This window comes from Glycomyces sp. L485 (assembly GCF_022548875.1).
In the GTDB taxonomy this organism is placed as follows: Bacteria; Actinomycetota; Actinomycetes; order Mycobacteriales; family Micromonosporaceae; genus Glycomyces.
Genome location: NZ_JAKZEW010000003.1, coordinates 85727 through 100385, shown reverse-complemented (window position 1 = coordinate 100385; position 14659 = coordinate 85727). Strand labels below are relative to the sequence as shown.

Below are 14659 nucleotides of genomic sequence, written 5' to 3'. Positions count from 1 at the left end.
GGTGCGATATGCCCCCGCCGGGGGAGTCCCGGCGGGGGCGTCGTTCATCGGACCGCGGCCTCGAATCCGACCGTGAAGACGGTCGGCTCGGCCATGAGCCGGTGCTGCGGGAGGACACCAGGCCCGCAGGATGCCGTGCCGACGCCCTGAAGTGCCGCATCGACGTTGACGTAGAGCCGGTCGTGTTCGACCAGGTCGGTCGGGTGCTTCGCGGCGTCCAGATCCTCCGGTGTCCACGGCCGTACGGTCAGTGCGAAGTGCGGGGCGCCGTAGATCTTCAGTCGGCGGTCGCCGCCGGTCAGTGACGCCCAGCGCACGTCGGCGCGGCTGCCGTTCTCCTGCGGGAACACGTACGGCGTCTGCATCCGGGCGACGGTCGCGCTGTAGCGGCCGACCCGGGCAGCGGCCCGCGTGTCGGGGTAGGCCTCGCCGGGACCGAGCCCGAACCACGTGACCTGGTCCAGGTCCTTCGGCAGCGCCATCCTGAGGCCCAGCTTCGGGATCGGCCCGGTCCATTCGCCCAGCGGGCGCACTTCGAGTGTCAGCCAGGCGCGGGCGTCTTCGAGCCGCCAGCGGTAGAGCGCCTCCATCGCGATGTCGGTCGCCGCCGGGGCGACTCGCGTGCGGACGACCGTGTGGCCGTTCTCTTCTCCGAGGTCGAGCAGTTTGTGCTCCAGGCGGTGCAGGCCCGCCTCGCGCCACGGCTTCGCGACGCTGCCGGCCCAGCCGAGGAGGTCGTTGTCGGTCGGGGCGCGCCACAGGTCGAGGCGCGGGCCCTCGATCGCCAGCCCGCCGAGTTCGACGAGCCGCCCGCGGGCGTCGAACACCGCGCCGGTGCCGCCCGACTGGGCGCCGGGCTCGGCGACCGGCCCGCCGGCGTCTACCAGGCCCTGGCCCCAGGCGATCTCGTGGCCCTCGTCGGCCCAGGCCGTGTCGGCCGCGAGCACGGCGCTGACGGTGACCCACCGCTCGCCGGTCGGGGCGTCGGCGCAGGCCTTGCGTAGTTCCTCGGGCCAGGGCACGACGGCCGAGTCACCGGCCGCCACGGCGGGCACGTCCAGGCCGCCGCTCGCGACCGGTTCGCCGTCGTCTTCGACTCGCCAGGTGAAGTCCAGGTGCGCGGTGCCGGTGAAGTCGTGGCCGTTGGCGACGGTGATGGCGCGGCCGGCCGTGTCGACGCCGATTCTGACCGGTTCGATGACCTTCTTGTACTCGATCAGGCCCGGGGAGGGGGTCCGGTCTGGGAAGACCAGGCCGTCGGCGATGAAGTTGGCGTCATGGAGGGGTTCGCCGAAGTCGCCGCCGTAGGCGAAGAAGTCGCGGCCGTCTTCGGTGCGCTGGAGGACGCCGTGGTCGATCCATTCCCAGACGAAGCCGCCCTGGCAGCGCGGGTGCTGCTCGAACAGGCGCTGGTATTCCGAGAGGCCGCCGGGGCCGTTGCCCATCGCGTGTGCGTATTCGCACAGGATGAACGGGAGGTTCCGGCGGTGCTCGTCGAGTGCGGGGTCCTCGGTGGGCCGTTCGGCCTTCTGCCCGATCAGGTCGGTCTCGGCGTGACTGGTGTACATGTGGCTGTAGACGTCGACGTAGCCGGAGTCCCAGTCGCCCTCGTAGTGGCGGGGCCGGTCGGGGTCGCGCTGCTCGGCCCATTCGGCCATGGCCTTGAGGTTGTCGCCCTTGCCTGATTCGTTGCCGAGGGACCACATGATGATCGAGGCGTGATTCTTGTCGCGTTCGACCATGCGCTGCATACGGTCTAGGTAGGCCTCGCGCCACCGGGGGTCGGCGCTGGGGTTGCCCTGCCATCCGATGTGGACGAATCCGTGGGTCTCCAGGTCGCATTCGTCGACGACCCACATGCCGAGCTCGTCGCACAGGTCCAGAAAACGCCGGTCGGGCGGGTAGTGGCTGGTGCGAACGGCGTTGATGTTGTGCCGCTTCATGATTTCCAGGTCCTGCCGCATGGTCTCCACCGACAGGGTGCGGCCGGTCTCGGGATGCCACTCGTGGCGGTTGACCCCGCGCAGCAGGATCCGCTTGCCGTTGACCTTGAGCAGGCCGTCCTCGACGGCGATGGTGCGAAAGCCCAGGCGCAGTCTGACACGCTCGGTCGCGGTGGCGACCTCGGCGTCGTACAGGCGCGGGGTCTCGGCCGTCCACGGCTCGACCGGGATACCGGTCGACTCGCCGACGGCGATGTCGATGCCCAACTCGGGGACGGTCACGCGGGCCCCGTCCGGGCCCTCGACGCGGAGCGTGCCCACTCCGGTGCGGTGGTCGTAGTCGGCATGGGCGAACACGTCATCCAGGCCGCCGTCGGGGCGGTGCAGCACCGTCACGGAGCGGAAGATGCCTGAGAGCCACCACATGTCCTGGTCTTCCAGGTAGGAGGCGGCCGACCATTGGTGGACGCGGACGGCGACGGTGTTCGCGCCCTCGCGGAGGTGCTCGGTCACGTCGAATTCGGTGGGCAGGCGTGAGCCTTTGCCGTCGCCTAGGCGGGCGCCGTTGAGCCAGACGGCGAAGCAGGAGTCGACGCCCTCGAAGCGCAGCACCGTGCGTCCGGCGCCGGGCCAGTCGGCGGGGATGGTGAAGGTGCGCCGGTACTCGCCGGTGGGGTTGGCGTCGGGGATGCGGGGCGGGTCGATCGGGAAGGGGTAGACGGTGTTGGTGTAGGCCGGCTTGCCGTAGCGCGGCTCGTCGGCGATGCCGGTCATCTGCCACATCGACGGCACGGTGAGCGTTTCCCAGTCCGAGTCGTCGTGGCCGGGCTCCTCGAACCCGTCGGCCAGGTCGTGCAGACCGGCGCCGAGGCGGAAGCGCCAGTCGCCGTCGAGGCTGAACGTGGCCGCGTCCGAGGGCGGGGCCGCGCGGGGAGCGAGTCGCCCACTCCCGGGGCTAACGCTTTCCACGTAGTTGAAATCGGTTCGGCTCATCGCCAGGGTCCCTTCAAATGTGCAGATCGTCCAGCGCGGCTGCGGCTGCCGGAGCGCAACGACGCGGAGCTTACTCGATCCTCATGCCTGACACCAAAGTCGCGTTGGATCGACACGGTGGGCCAGGGGTTCGCCCGCTGCCAGGCGTTCGGCCTCCTCGACCATGCGAAGGCCCATGCGGGCGAGCTCGTTCCCCTGGGAACCCGCGACATGGGGCGTGAGGAAGACGTTCGGCAGGTCGAACAGGGGCGATTCGGGCGGCAGCGGCTCGGGCTCGGTCACGTCGAGCACGGCCGACAGGCGTCCTTCTCGCAGTTCGGCGATGAGCGCCTCGGTGTCGACGAGGCTGCCGCGCGCGGTGTTGACGACGACGGCGCCGGCCTTCATGGCGGCGAGCCGCTCGGCGTCGATGAGGTGCACCGTCTCGGGCAGGGAGGGGGCGTGGACGGAGACGATGTCGGCCCGCGCGACGAGCTCGTCGATCCCGACGAGCTCTGCGCCGAGCTTCGCGGCCTCGGCCTCGTCGACGAAGGGGTCTGCCAAGAGGATCTCGAAGTCGAACGGCTGCAGCAGCTCGATGACGCGACGGCCGATCTTGGAGGCGCCGATGACGCCTATGACGCGTCCGAAGTTGCCGACCTCGGGATGGATGTAGCCGAGCACGAAGGAGCGTTTCACCCGGAAGTCCTCTCGCAGGCCGAAGATCCCTTTGCCCGCCATGAGGATCGAGGCGAGCGTGTACTCGGCCACGGGGACGGCGTTGGCCCCGGCCGAAGAGGAGACGGCGATGCCGCGACCCCAGGCCGCCTCGGACAGCCATTTGACCGTGCCGGCTGTGTGCAGGACCGTGTGGAGGCTGGGCGCGGCCTCGATCGCGGCCGCGTCGAGACTGGGCGAACCCCAGCCGGAGACGATGACCTCGGTTTCGGCCAGAGCCTCGGCGGTGCGCGGCTCGTCGAAGCGCTCCGCCACTGCGCCGGGGTCGATGTCGAGCACGGCGGTCAGGCGCCGCATGAGCGGCTCGGGAAACAGCCGGGGAAGGTGCTCGGGGCTCATGGCGAAGAGGGCTCGGGGTCGGTCTGCCACGGGTGGTCCTTCAATCGGTGCGAGTAGATATCGGTTTCTACCGTAAGGCCGTTGAGTCGGATTGTCGAGGGCATTCGGTCGACAATCTTCGCGCCGCAGGCGGCGAATCCACGCTCACGGCACATGACTAGCGAGGTTGCACTGAGGATCGCACAAGCGGAGACGCCCCGATGCCGGATCGCGCTCGCGGACGAGTGCGCCAATTGCGAAGAGACCGGTATCTACAGCTATCGGGAGCTGTGCGCCCTCGCGATGAACGCCCTATCGGAGCCTCAGCTCTCGACGTCCTCGGGGCTCGGCAGCGCACCAGGAAAAGGAAGTCCTCGATGGAACAGAGCGGCCGCGTCGCCGCCGGAGGACTCCTAGGCCCCCGGCGACGACGCGGTCTAAGGCCCGGTCGGGTTCGCTCAGGAGCGCACCATCGGCGCCTCAGGTCCACCGACCGGCGTCGGTGCGACGGTGATCAGGAGACCGGCTTCATCAGCTCCGAGAAGACGTACGTCCCCTCCGGATAGCGCGCCTCGGCGTGCGACCGCAGCTCTGGGGTCACCAGGGTCGTGTCGACCCGGGCGACGCCGTGCTCCTCATCGACCGAGCCGCCACTCACGACCTCGGGGAATTCCTCGGCCAGCTCCTCGATGACGCCCTGGAGCTCCGCTGCCGACAGTTCCTCGGACGGCTCGGGCATCTCGGGCTCGGTGTACTCCAGATGCGGGTAGTCGGCCATGTCGATCTCGTCGCTCGGCACCGGGTCCTCCGCGAGCCGGAAGGCCTCGCCGTCGAACGTGCCGGTCAGCACGTAGCTGCCCCAACTGGTGCCCTGGGCCGTCTCGTGCTCGACCGCGTCCCATTCCCAGCCGGCGACATCCAGACCGCCGCCCAGCGGGGGATAGGACTGGGCGACCGCGCCGGTCAGCTGCGGCCCGTGCTCAGGCGTCTCGATCACCGTGACGATGCCCTGGTAGACCTCTTCATCCGTGGTCTCCCGGCCGGCGCCGCCGCTCGGATCCTCCGATCCGTCGCCCCCGGCTCCGCAGGCCGCGAGCGTGAACAGCGCCACCGCGGGAGCGAGGCGCAAAAGTGTCATTCGTGTCGTCATACCCCTTCGACGCCGCGAACGGAAATCCGGTTCCCGGTTGTCGGGTCCCGGTGCTAGGTTCACGAGGGCACTCACCCGGCACCCGCTGCCCGCCTTGGAGGAACACCTCAACATGAGCCAACGCATCCATGCCCGAGCGACCCTCGCGGCAGGCGTCACCGTCCTGTTCTGGTCCTCGGCGTTCGTCTCGATCCGCGACGCCGGACGGTACCTCGACCCGGGCCCGCTCACACTCGGGCGCATGGGCATCGCCGCGATCGTCCTGCTCGCAGTCTGGGCGTTCAGGCGCGAAGGGCTGCCGGATCGCCGCGCCTGGCCGGGCATCGCCGTCGCGGGAGTCCTGTGGTTCGGCGTGTACATGGTCGCGCTCAACTGGGGCGAGCAACTCGTCGACGCCGGCACCGCCGCGCTCATCGTCAACATCGGGCCCGTCCTCATCGCCCTGCTCGGCGGCTGGCTCCTCCAAGAGGGCTTCGCGCCCCGCCTGTTCATCGGCATGGCCGTCTCCTTCGCAGGTGTCCTCATTGTCAGCTTCTCCATGTCCGGACAGGGCGCGACCTCGGTGCTCGGTGTCGTCCTGTGCCTGGTCGCGGCCGTCACCTACGCCGTCGGCGTGGTGGCGCAGAAGCCGACGCTTCGCTACGCCTCGCCGCTGCAGTTCACGACCTTCGGGTGCGCCATCGCCGCCGTCCTGTGCCTGCCGTTCGCCCCCGCTCTGGTCGCCGGCCTCGGCGACTCGCCGCCCGCGGCGGGCCTCCACGTGCTCTACCTCGGCGTCTTCCCGACCGCGCTGGCGTTCATGACCTGGGCTTACGCGCTCCGACTCACCACCGCCGGCAAGATGGGCGCGACGACCTACGTCGTCCCGGCGCTGGTGGTGCTCATGTCCTGGCTGTTCCTGTCCGAGGTGCCGGGCTGGCTGACCTTGGGCGGCGGCGTCCTGTGCCTGGCGGGCGTGGCGATCTCGCGATCGCGCGGCAGGTCCGCCAAGGAGGCCGCGGAACTCACCGTGGCAGTGCCTCAGCCAGTCGAGCCAGACGCTCCCTCCACGCGGCCTTAGCGTTCGCCGCCTCGTCGGCCGAGGGCAACATGGTGGTCTCGACCTGGATCGCCGTCCTCCCCGGGCCCTTCTCGTCGAGGTAGAAGTTGACGCGGCTGCCGTCGGAGGCGTCGAAGCGGACCGACTTCGGGGGCGCCGCGCTGCGCTGGGTCAGTGCCAGGTCGTCGAGCCACAGCGCGAGGCGCTCGTCGTCGGCGATCCATTCGAACGCGGTCGCGGGGTCGACCTGGACGGTCTTGGAGGCGCTGGCCGAGAAGGTCCCGTCGGGGCGCTGGCCGGGCTCGCGCACGCCGCGCTCCTGCTCGTAGCCGACGGTGATGGACTGCGCCCACCAGCCGTCGACGCCGAACTCCTTGACCAGGAGGTGGGCGATCGCGGTGTGGTCGAGCTTCGTGGCGTCGTGTTCATCGAGGATCGCCAGCCAGGTCTTCCAGTCGACGCCGGTGCCCTCGATGAGCGCCTGGTCCGACATGGTGTCGCGGCGGCGGGAGGTTGATTCGCCCATGAGCTCAGCGTAAGCGAGCGGTGGCCTCGCAGTGCCCGAACCGGCCGCGCCGCTCCCTGCGGCGGAAGCGCCTGATAGGACAACTGTGTCTGATATGACTGATATAGACAATAATTTCTGCAAATTGACTGACTTGCTATGTTCTGATGCTTTCGTGAATGTTGCCGACTGATCAAGCCTGCAGTGCGAGGACCAGCGGATGCACAGCCTTCGCCCCCGCCCGCCGCAACTGCCTTGCCGCCACGGTCAGCGACCAGCCGCTGTCGCGCATGTCGTCGACGAGCAGCACGCTCGCCGCCGGCAACTCGAAGTCCACGGTGAACGCGTCGAGGACCTGCTGGAGCCGCTGAGCGCTGTTCGAACGCCGCGGACCCGCCTCCGCGCCGGGCGGGCGTCCCAGCGCGCCGAGGTAGTCCATGCGCCCCAGTTTCGCGATCCGCTCCGCCAGCCCGTTCACCAGCACCGGCCGACGCAGCGAGCCCATCGAGACGACCGCCGACGGCCGCTCGCCCCAATCCCAGGCCGCCAGCACCTTCACCACCGCCGCGAACACGTCGCCGGGCACCTCGCGATCGGCGCCGTCGGACAGCAGCTCCCGCAGCGGCCCACCCCAGCCGATGTCCGAGAGCCGGGCCAGCGCGCGACCGGACTCTGCGCCCTCCTCGGCGGCGATGCGGCCCTTCAGATCGATCCCGACGGCCTGCATGCCGGTGGGCCACATGCGCTTCGCCTCGAACACGACGCCCGGCCGCGACAGCGCCGCCGCCGCGCCGTCCACGACCTCGGTCGACACGGCGGCCTCGACACGGGAACCGGTGCAGTTGTCGCACCGCCCGCACGGGTCGGCCTCGGCGTCGTCGAGCTCATTGCACAGGAATCGGAGGCGGCACTCCTCGGTGGCCTCGTAGGCGAGCATCCGCCGCTGCTCGTGCGCTCTGGTGGCCGCGACCTTCGCGTAACGCTCGGTGTCGTACGCCCAGTTCGCGCCGGTGGCCTCCCAGCCGCCCTTGACGCGGCGGACCGCGCCGTCCACGTCCAGGACCTTGAGCATCATCTCCAAGCGGGTGCGACGCAGGTCGACGCGGGTCTCCAGTGCCGCCGTCGACAGCGGACGGCCTTCGGCCTCCAGCACCCGAAGGGTCTGGCGCACCGCCTCCTCGGCGGGGAACGACAGCGACCCGAAGTACTCCCAGATCGCCCGGTCCTCACTGCCGGGCATGAGCATCACCTCGGCGCGCTCGCACGCCCTGCCGGCCCGGCCGATCTGCTGGTAGTACGCCACCGGCGACGACGGAGCTCCCAAATGGACCACGAAGCCGAGGTCGGGCTTGTCGAAGCCCATGCCGAGCGCGCTGGTGGCCACGAGCGCCTTGAGGTCGTTGCCGAGCAGCGCCTCCTCGCGTTCGAGCCGCTCGGCGTGGTCGGTGCGGCCGGTGTACGAGGCGACCGCGTGCCCCCGCCCGGACAGGTACTCGCTGACCTCCTCGGCGGCGGCCACCGTGAGCGTGTAGACGATGCCCGAACCCGGCAGGGCGGGCAGCCGCTCGTCCAGCCATGCCATGCGGTGGGCGTTGTCGGGCAGGTCCACCACCGACAGCCGCAGCGACTCCCGGTCCAGGCTCCCGCGCAGCACCAGCGTGTCCGAGCCGGACCGGTCGAGCTGGTCGGCGACGTCGGCACTGACCCGGGCGTTGGCCGTCGCCGTGGTGGCCAGGACCGGGACCGACCCGGGCAGGCCGTCGATGAACGTCGCGATGCGCCGGTAGTCGGGCCGGAAATCATGGCCCCAATCCGAGATGCAGTGCGCCTCGTCGACGACGAGCATCCCGCAGTCTGAGGCCAGCTTCGGCAGCTGGTAGTCCCTGAACGCCGGGTTGTTGAGCCGCTCGGGGCTGATGAGCAGCACGTCGACCTCGTCGGCGGCGATGGCCTCGTTGACGGCCTCCCAGTCCTCCAGGTTCGCCGAGTTGATCGTGCGCGCCCGCACCCCGGCCCGCTCGGCCGCCTCGATCTGGTTGCGCATCAACGCCAGCAGCGGCGAGACGATCACCGTCGGCCCGCGGCCGGCCCGGCGCAGCAGCGCCGTGGCGACGAAGTACACCGCGGACTTCCCGAAACCGGTGCGCTGCACCAGCAGCACCCGGCGCCCCGAGCCGTCGCACAGCGCCTCGATCGCGCTCCACTGGTCCTCGCGCAGCCGCGCGTCCTCGCCGGCCAGAGACCGCAGCAGCCGCTCGGCCTCGTCCCTCGTCGCGCTGCCGACGGTGCTCCCGGTTCCTGCCATGCCCACCGTTGTACCGCACCGGTGCGACAGGCCGTGACACCACCGGGCTCAGAACTCAGGTGGCGAGCTCCATCGCGAGCAGCTTGAGGTCGTACACGTACATGCGCTGGCTCGCATCGGCCACACCCCTCGGACTCACCTCGACGCCGTCCTCGCGGAGCAACTCGGGCACCTCCCGGCCGTCGCGGCCGTCCGACCACCGGAAGCCCTCCGAGACCTTGCCGGCCGCAGTCAGCACCCGGTGGGCCCGGGGCACGCCGCCGTCGCGCATGAAAGCCCCCACCTGCCGCGGCCCGGTCCCGATCAGCTCGGCCAGGTCGCCGTACGAGGTCCAGGTCCCGTCGGGCAGCGCCTCGACCACCCGCCGCACCAACTCCCAGTCCTGCTCTGTCGCCACGCCCGCCAATGTACGCGACGGGCGTCGCGCGCCACTGCGGCAGTCCAGACGTGCTACCGGACGTTCGCAGGGTGTTAACGTCGGAGCTGACAGGGGAGCCGATCCGGCTGAGAGTGCGGAACCGTCCGCAGACCCTCAAACCTGATCCGGGTAGTACCGGCGTAGGAAGTCGTCTGCCGCTGTCGAATCGTGTCCACGCATCTTGAAAGGCAGCGCCCATGCCTACCACCGACAGCCTGACCTCCACCGCGCGCTGGCGCACCCTCGACATCGTGACCTGCGCGGTCATCGCAGTCGCCTTCGGCATCGTCTTCTGGGCCTGGAACTTCCTCTGGGCCGCCCTCGAAGCGCCCTTCTCGTTCTACCCGCCTCTGCGCGCGGTGATCTACGGCGTCTGGCTCATCCCCGCGGTGCTCGCCCCGCTCATCGTCCGCCGACCCGGCGCCGCCGTCTTCACCGAGGGCCTCGCCGCCGTCATCTCGGCGTTCCTCGGCTCGTTCTGGGGCATCATGGTCGTCTACCAGGGCCTCGTCCAGGGTCTCGGCGGCGAGCTGGCCTTCGCCTCGGGCCGCTACCGCCGATTCGGGACCGGCACCGCAATGTTGGCCGGCGCCATGGCCACCTTCGCCGCCACCGTCTTCGACGCCTTCGCGTGGTACCCGCATGCCGACTGGCTCACCTTCCGCCTACCGTTCATCGCCATCGCCACCGTCTCGGGCGCGATCATCGCCGGACTCGGATCGAAGGCCCTGGTGGGAGCCATGCAGCCTACCGGCGTGCTCGACCGCTTCCCGGCCGGGCGCGAACGCCGCCGGATCTGACGCGACGATGCTCTCCGCCGAGTTCCGCGGCTTCACGTGGCGGCACGCCGGGCGCCGCGCCCCGGCCGTCGCCGACGTCGACCTGCGCATCGAGGCAGGGGAGCGGGTGCTGCTGCTCGGCCCCTCCGGCTCGGGCAAGTCGACGCTCCTCGCAGCGCTCGCCGGGCTGCTCACCACCGACTCCGGCGACCACGACGGCGAAGTCCTCCTCGACGGCAAGGAAGCGGCCGGACAGCGCGGCCGCGTCGGCATCCTCTTCCAAGACCCCGAGACCCAGCTCGTCATGGCCCGCAGCGGCGACGACGTCGCCTTCGGACTCGAGAACCAGGCGGTCGCCCCCGACGAAATCTGGCCGCGCGTCCACGAGTCCCTGGAGATGGTCGGATTCCCCTACACCACAGGGCATCCGACGCACGCGCTCTCCGGAGGCGAACAGCAGCGCCTGGCACTCGCCGGGGTCCTGGCGCGCAGGCCCGACCTGATCCTTCTCGACGAACCGACCGCCAACCTCGACCCCGAAGGGGCCGACTCGATCCGCGAAGCGCTGAGGACCGCGCTGGCCGACACAGCCGCGACCCTGATCGTCGTCGAGCACCGAGTCGCCGACATCCTGAATCTCGTCGACCGCGTCATCGCGCTCGGCCCCGGCGGCGCCGTCCTGGCCGACGGCCCGGCCGAGGCGGTCTTCGCCGAGCACGGCGACATGCTCGCCGAGCAGGGCGTCTGGGTGCCGGGAGCGGAGCCGCCGTCCCATCCGGACGCGAACCCAGGCGAGACCCGTCTGCGCGGCGAGGCCCTGACCCTGGTCCACTCGGGCGCCGAACGCCCCGCTCTCGACGGCGTCGACTTCGACCTCCGCGCAGGCGAACTGCTCGCAGTCACCGGCCCGAACGGCTCGGGCAAGTCCACGCTCGCGCTCCTCGCCGGCGGCCTTGTGCGACCGACCAGAGGAACGGCGACCGTCCCCGGGGAGTCCTGGCCGCTGCACCGCCTCCCGGCGCGCCGACTCGCGACCCGGGTCGGCACGGTGTTCCAGGATCCCGAGCACCAGTTCGTCACCGGAACCGTCCGGGACGAACTCGCGTTCGCGCCGCATGCCGCGAAATGGTCGCGCCGGCGGATCGACGCACGCGTGTCCGAACTGCTCGAACGACTCCGCCTCGCGCATCTGACGGAGGCCAACCCCCACACCCTCTCGGGCGGGGAAGCCCGCCGCCTCTCGGTCGCGAGCGCGCTGGCCGCCGCGCCGGAGGTGCTCCTGCTCGACGAGCCGACCTTCGGGCAGGACCGGCGCACCTGGGGCGAACTGGTCGACCTGACCGCGTCCATCCGCGACGAGGGCACGGCGTTGCTGGCGGTGACCCACGACCGTGATTTCGCGGCCGCCCTGGCGAGCCGAGAGCTGGTGCTCAGAGCCGGCCGGACCCACGCGGAGGCGAACCGATGCTGACGATCGAGCCGATATGCGATCCGCGGGCGCCGATCGCCCGGGCGAACCCCGTGGCGAAGCTGTTCGCTGTCGCCGCCGTCTCGACCACCGCGCTCCTGGCCGGCGACTGGCTGACGCCGCTGCTGCTCCTGGCGGCCCTGATCGCGGTCGTTCCTTTCGCGGGCATCCGCCTCGGCCCGCTCCTGCGGCGCCTGAGGTGGCTGCTGGTCGCGGCGGGAACGGTGGCGGTGGTGAACACGGTCTTCGCCGCCGAGAAGACCGGCACGGTTCTGTTTTCCGCGGGACCATTGGAGATCACCTCGGACGCCTCGATCGACGGCGTCGCGCTTGGCCTGCGGGTCTGCGTGGCCGCCACGGCGGGAGTCCTGGGGTTCGCCACAACAGACCCGACCGACCTTGCCGACGCGTTCACTCAGCAGCTCCGTACGTCTCCGCGCTTCACCATCGGCTCGCTGGCGGCGCTGCGCATGCTTCCGCTGCTCGGCGCCGAATGGCAGCAGATCACGACCGCCCGACGCGCCCGGGGCATGGAGGGCGGCAGGAACCCGGTGCGCCGTGCGCGACTGTTCGCCTCGACGATGTTCACCCTTCTTGTGGGGGCGATGCGTCGGGCGGGTCGACTGGCCGATGCGATGGACGCCAGGGGCTTCGATTCCGAGATCCCGCGCACCCACGCCCGGATTCAGCGAATGCGCCGGACGGACTGGCTCCTCCTGGCCGGGGCGATCACCGTCGCGATCGCCGCTGTCGCCGTCAGCTTCGCCTACGGCACCTTCGACCTGCTCGCGTAACCCGCTTCAGCGCCCGAGCGCGGTCCGCATCGCGGCGACGCGCGGGTCGTCGCCGGTCTCATCCCACTCGGGGACGGACACGGCCCAGGCCGCGTCGTCGTGCCCGGGCGTCGCTCAGGTCTCGGCGACGCCTGCGCGGGGGCCGGGTTCGCAATTCGCAGGGGGGATCACCCCGATGGCGGCGAGGTGCCCGCGTGCGGCCGAGATCGCCTCGGGAGTGGACTCGAAGACGTTGCGAGCCTCATGGAACCGGTCGAGGAGGTCGACCGCGGCGAACGCCTTGGCGTGTTCGGGCCGCATCCCCGACAGGTACACGGCGATGCCGCGGTGTTCGAGGCGTTCGACGGCGTCGCGCAGGACCAGCGCGCCGGTGGCGTCGATCGCGCTGATGCGGGAGAGGCGCAGAATGACGATGCGGACGTCGGCGGTCTCGGTGAGGGTGAGCAGGAACCGGTGGGCGGCGGCGAAGAACAGCGGGCCGTCGATGCGGTAGGCGACGATGTGCTCGGTCAGCAGCGCTTGCTCGGCCAAGTGGTGATCGCCCTCGGCGAGTGGAACCGTCTCGATGCGGGCCGACGCCGCGATCTTGCTCAGCGCGAAGGCGCCGGCCACGATCAGACCGCAGATGACCGCCCACACCAGATCGATCGCGATGGTGACGGCCGCGGTGAGGGCCATGATGATCGCGTCCGAGCGAGAGGCCCTGGCCAGGACCTTGACCGAGCCGACCTCGATCATGCGGACCGCGGTGGCCAGCAGCACCCCGGCGAGCGCGGCGAGCGGGATGTGGGCGACCAGAGGCGCGGCGGCGAGCATGATGAGCGCCAAGACGAGCGCGTGGGTGAGCGCGGCGAGCCGGGAGGCGGCGCCGGAACGCACGTTGACTGCGGTGCGGGCGATGGCGGCGGTGGCGGGGACCCCGCCGAACAGGGGCGCGGCGATATTGGCCAGGCCCTGGCCGAACAGTTCCCGGTCGGGGTCGTGCCGGGATCCGACGGTCATGCCGTCGGCCACAGTGGCCGACAGCAGTGATTCGAGCGCCGCCAGCGCGGCCACTGCGACGGCGGCTCCGGCCAGTCCCGGGATCGCGGCGGGGTCGAGGAACGCCAGCGACGGGGCGGGCAGGGTCGAGGGCAGAGCGCCGATGGCGGGCGTCTCCAGGCGAGCGAGGACCGCCGCGGCGGTCGCGGCGGCGACCGCCAAGAGCGAGAACGGGATCTGGGGGCGCAGGCGCGCCCCGACGAGCATCACGGCGGCGACGCCCCCGGCGAGGGTCAAGGCGGGCCAGTCGGGGTCGGCGAAGTAGTCGCCGAGGGCTCGCCATGCGATCAGGGCGACCTTCTCGCCCTCAGGCGTGTTCACGCCGAGCGCGGCCGGGACCTGCTGGAGGAAGATCACCGCGGCGATGCCGACGGTGAAGCCCTCGACGACCGGGGCGGGGATGTAGCGGACATAGCGCCCGGCCCTGGCCAGCGCGAGCGCGATGAGGATCAGGCCGGCCATGAGGCCGACGGTGAGGACGCCGCCGGGGCCGTATTGGGCGACGATGGGGACCAGGACGACCGTCATCGCGCCGGTCGGTCCGGACACCTGGAAGTCGGAGCCGCCGAAGATCGCGGCGAGGGCTCCGGCGACGACGGCGGTGGCGAGCCCGGCGGCGGCGCCGAGCCCGGAGGCGACGCCGAATCCGAGAGCGAGCGGGAGCGCGACGACCGCGACGGTCAGCCCGGCGAGCAGGTCGCGTCCCGGTGAGCGGCGAATCGTCGCCAGGTCATCGCGGCCGGGCAGCAGGCGGCGGAGGCGGTGCCAGGAGGCGCGAGCCGTGATGCGGGCGCTCACGCTTCGGCCGCCGCGGCGGTGTCTGTCTCGCGGAGCTCGTCGAGCAGTTCGGCCTGGCCGGCGAGCATCTCGGTGAGGATGCGCCGTGCGGCGCGCATCAGGTCGGCCACGTCTGGGCCGGCGAGGGCGTAGGTGACGGTCGATCCCTCCCTCGCCGAGGTGACGATTCCGGCGCGGCGGAGCACCGCGAGCTGCTGGGACAGGCTGGAGGCCTCCACGCCGATGTCGGCGAGCAGCTCGCGGACTGGTTTGGGGCCCTCTCCGAGCAGTTCGAGTACGCGGATGCGCACCGGATGGCCCAGCATCCGGAAGAACTCGGCCTTCGCCTGGTACAGCGGCACCGCCATGAAGGTCTCCCAACCCGATCGCTTGTTTGACTAATTGAATACTT

Annotated in this window: 12 protein-coding genes and 1 riboswitch; of the genes, 4 read left to right on the top strand and 8 right to left on the bottom strand. The window is 70.9% G+C overall.

Annotated elements, in window-relative coordinates:
* Nucleotides 1–44: 44 nt before the first annotated feature.
* The 3 genes from L0U85_RS02925 to L0U85_RS02915 form a co-directional block, all read right to left on the bottom strand.
* Nucleotides 45–2936 carry a glycoside hydrolase family 2 TIM barrel-domain containing protein gene (locus L0U85_RS02925; RefSeq protein WP_241376183.1) on the bottom strand — a complete coding sequence of 964 codons (2892 nt, stop codon included), beginning with the start codon at nucleotides 2934–2936 and terminating at the stop codon, nucleotides 45–47.
* A gap of 81 nt (nucleotides 2937–3017) precedes the next feature.
* Complete coding sequence (locus tag L0U85_RS02920; RefSeq protein ID WP_241376182.1) at nucleotides 3018–4022, bottom strand: hydroxyacid dehydrogenase; 1005 nt, start codon at nucleotides 4020–4022, stop codon at nucleotides 3018–3020.
* A 463-nt stretch (nucleotides 4023–4485) separates the two neighbouring features.
* Nucleotides 4486–5109: a hypothetical protein gene (locus L0U85_RS02915; protein ID WP_241376181.1), complete on the bottom strand. Its 624-nt coding sequence runs from the start codon at nucleotides 5107–5109 to the stop codon at nucleotides 4486–4488.
* Between the two features lie 124 nt (nucleotides 5110–5233).
* Here L0U85_RS02915 and L0U85_RS02910 point away from each other — a divergent pair, with 124 nt between their 5' ends.
* Nucleotides 5234–6181, top strand: a complete 948-nt coding sequence (locus L0U85_RS02910) for a DMT family transporter (RefSeq protein WP_241376180.1) — start codon at nucleotides 5234–5236, stop codon at nucleotides 6179–6181.
* On the opposite strand, the gene L0U85_RS02905 is transcribed toward L0U85_RS02910, so the two are convergent.
* The 3 genes from L0U85_RS02905 to L0U85_RS02895 all read right to left on the bottom strand — a co-directional run bounded on the left by L0U85_RS02905 (nucleotide 6126) and on the right by L0U85_RS02895 (nucleotide 9367).
* Nucleotides 6126–6686 carry a hypothetical protein gene (locus tag L0U85_RS02905; protein ID WP_241376179.1) on the bottom strand — a complete coding sequence of 187 codons (561 nt, stop codon included), beginning with the start codon at nucleotides 6684–6686 and terminating at the stop codon, nucleotides 6126–6128. The two genes, L0U85_RS02910 and L0U85_RS02905, sit on opposite strands and share 56 nt — an antisense overlap.
* Nucleotides 6687–6858: 172 nt before the next feature.
* Nucleotides 6859–8970 (bottom strand): DEAD/DEAH box helicase, encoded by a 2112-nt coding sequence (locus tag L0U85_RS02900; RefSeq protein WP_241376178.1) that lies wholly within the window; start codon nucleotides 8968–8970, stop codon nucleotides 6859–6861.
* Nucleotides 8971–9025: 55 nt separating this feature from the next.
* Nucleotides 9026–9367, bottom strand: a complete 342-nt coding sequence (locus L0U85_RS02895; protein WP_241376177.1) for an MGMT family protein — start codon at nucleotides 9365–9367, stop codon at nucleotides 9026–9028.
* An 81-nt stretch (nucleotides 9368–9448) separates the two neighbouring features.
* Nucleotides 9449–9552: riboswitch (TPP riboswitch) on the top strand.
* 33 nt (nucleotides 9553–9585) lie between these two features.
* On the opposite strand from L0U85_RS02895, the gene L0U85_RS02890 reads away from it, so the two are divergent.
* From L0U85_RS02890 to L0U85_RS02880, 3 genes are read left to right on the top strand one after another with little or no spacing between them, the layout of a single operon-like run.
* Nucleotides 9586–10188: an ECF transporter S component gene (locus L0U85_RS02890; protein WP_241376176.1), complete on the top strand. Its 603-nt coding sequence runs from the start codon at nucleotides 9586–9588 to the stop codon at nucleotides 10186–10188.
* A 7-nt stretch (nucleotides 10189–10195) separates the two neighbouring features.
* Nucleotides 10196–11638, top strand: coding sequence for an ATP-binding cassette domain-containing protein (locus tag L0U85_RS02885; protein WP_241376175.1), 1443 nt, complete (start codon nucleotides 10196–10198; stop codon nucleotides 11636–11638).
* Nucleotides 11632–12429 (top strand): energy-coupling factor transporter transmembrane protein EcfT, encoded by a 798-nt coding sequence (locus L0U85_RS02880; RefSeq protein ID WP_241376173.1) that lies wholly within the window; start codon nucleotides 11632–11634, stop codon nucleotides 12427–12429. Before L0U85_RS02885 ends, L0U85_RS02880 begins: the two co-directional genes overlap by 7 nt.
* A 114-nt stretch (nucleotides 12430–12543) precedes the next feature.
* On the opposite strand, the gene L0U85_RS02875 is transcribed toward L0U85_RS02880, so the two are convergent.
* Nucleotides 12544–14268, bottom strand: coding sequence for a SulP family inorganic anion transporter (locus tag L0U85_RS02875; protein ID WP_241376172.1), 1725 nt, complete (start codon nucleotides 14266–14268; stop codon nucleotides 12544–12546).
* The gene (locus L0U85_RS02870) at nucleotides 14265–14615 is read right to left on the bottom strand and encodes a metalloregulator ArsR/SmtB family transcription factor (protein WP_241376171.1); all 351 of its coding nucleotides are present in this window, start codon (nucleotides 14613–14615) and stop codon (nucleotides 14265–14267) included. Before L0U85_RS02870 ends, L0U85_RS02875 begins: the two co-directional genes overlap by 4 nt.
* Nucleotides 14616–14659: the final 44 nt, after the last annotated feature.